This is a genomic window from Peribacillus sp., assembly GCF_059453735.1.
Genome location: NZ_JAZVJO010000418.1, coordinates 1 through 1,924, shown reverse-complemented (window position 1 = coordinate 1,924; position 1,924 = coordinate 1). Strand labels below are relative to the sequence as shown.

Sequence of the window (1,924 nt, the reverse complement as noted above, 5' to 3'; positions counted from 1 at the left end):
CTCCGACTTGGAATCATCCCAGATAATATGTGGGATGAATTTAAGGAAAAAGGAGAACTTGATTTTTCCTACGGAATTCCTGGTGTGTCGAGATTTCGGATCAATGCTTATTTTCAGCGTTCATGTGTAGCCATGGCAATCCGAATTGTGCCAACAAAAATTCCGACGCTTGAAGAGTTAGACTTGCCTCAGTCATTAAAGCAGATTGCAGCGAAGCCTCAAGGGCTTGTTCTTGTTACTGGACCAACCGGAAGCGGGAAATCAACCACGCTGGCAGCGATGATTCAACATATGAACTATACGATGCGGAAACATATCATCACGCTTGAAGACCCAATTGAGTACTTGCATAAGCACCATAATTGTATTATTGATCAGCGTGAAGTCGGCTTTGATACGAATAATTTTGCCAATGGATTACGTTCAGCACTTCGGCAGGATCCTGATGTCATTCTTCTTGGTGAGATGCGTGATTTAGAAACGATTCAAACAGCTATTACCGCAGCTGAAACCGGACATTTGGTTTTTGCTACACTCCATACATCTAGTGCCCCGACAACCATAGACCGGATTATTGATGTTTTTGAACCCGCACAGCAAGCACAGGTAAGGATTCAGCTTGCTTCTGTATTAGTGGCGATTGTATCTCAACGATTATTCCCAACCATTGATAAAAAAGGCCGAAAAGCGGCCACTGAAATTTTGATTAATAATGCAGCTGTATCCAATCTGATCCGTAATGAAAAAATTCATCAGATCGTGAATGTGATGCAAACATCTCGTGCCCAAGGGATGCATACGCTCGAGAGCAGCATCAAAGAATTACTTGAGGCAGGAATTATTTCGAAGGAAAACGCGTACACGTTTTTACAGGATAGGGTGGAGTAAATGGCTAAGTTCAACTATACCGGCCGAGATAAACACGGTAAAAAGTCTGGCAGCGTAACAGCGCCTACCAAAAGTGATGCCGTAAAAAAACTCCGAAGCAGCGGGATCCGCGTGATTGAGATGACCATGGTGCCAGAAACCATGCTGACTAAAGACATTACCATTGGTAATCCAGTAAAACTAAAGCATTTCGTCATTTATATCCGACAATTCTCCACTCTGTTAAGAGCGGGGGTGTCGGTGGTTGATTCGACAAGAATATTGGCCGAGCAGACGGAAAGTAAGTATCTAAAAAAAGCACTTATAGAGGTGGAGCAAGACCTGCGTGAAGGAAATCCCATGTCTATGGCGACCGCCAAGCATAAAAAAATCTTCTCACCCATGTACATTAATATGATTAAAGCCGGTGAAGCAGGCGGTAACTTGGATGAAACGCTAGAAAGACTGGCCGATTTTTTTGAAAAACAAAATGTGACCCGCTCTAAAATTAAATCTGCGATGGCGTACCCAACGGTAGTCGGGTTTATGGCCATCGTTGTCGTGATTTTTTTACTCACTAACGTCGTGCCTACATTTGCAGATATGTTCTCTGACTTTGGCGGCGAACTTCCGGCGATAACTCAATTTGTTTTAGATGCTAGTGGTTTTATGCAACGAGCCTGGTACTTTATTGTGCTTATCATCATTTTACTAGTAGTAGGAATAATCTATGTCCAAAAAAATAAAAAAACGAAATATTACTATGATTATACGATTATGCGAATTCCGTTATTCGGTTCCATGATACAAAAGGCGGCATTGGCGAAATTAACGCGTACGCTAAGCTCCCTGTTCGCCAGTTCAGTCCCGATTCTTCATGCCATGACGATTGTAGAAGAAGTTGTAGAAAATGAAGTCATTGCTCGAGTCGTCCGGGACGCTCGCGATGCATTAGAACGAGGTCAATCAATTACCGAACCAATGAAAGGACACTGGGCCTTCCCGCCGCTGATTACGCAAATGATCAGCATTGGTGAACAAACCGGTGCACTGGATG

Annotated in this window: 2 protein-coding genes; both read left to right on the top strand. The window is 43.2% G+C overall.

The features are described 5' to 3' along the window. On the top strand, nucleotides 1-888 hold an 888-nt coding region (locus tag AC52RT_RS13825; RefSeq protein WP_495541281.1), incomplete at its 5' end, for a type IV pilus twitching motility protein PilT. Continuing rightward, on the top strand, nucleotides 889-1,924 hold a 1,036-nt coding region (locus AC52RT_RS13820; protein ID WP_495541280.1), incomplete at its 3' end, for a type II secretion system F family protein.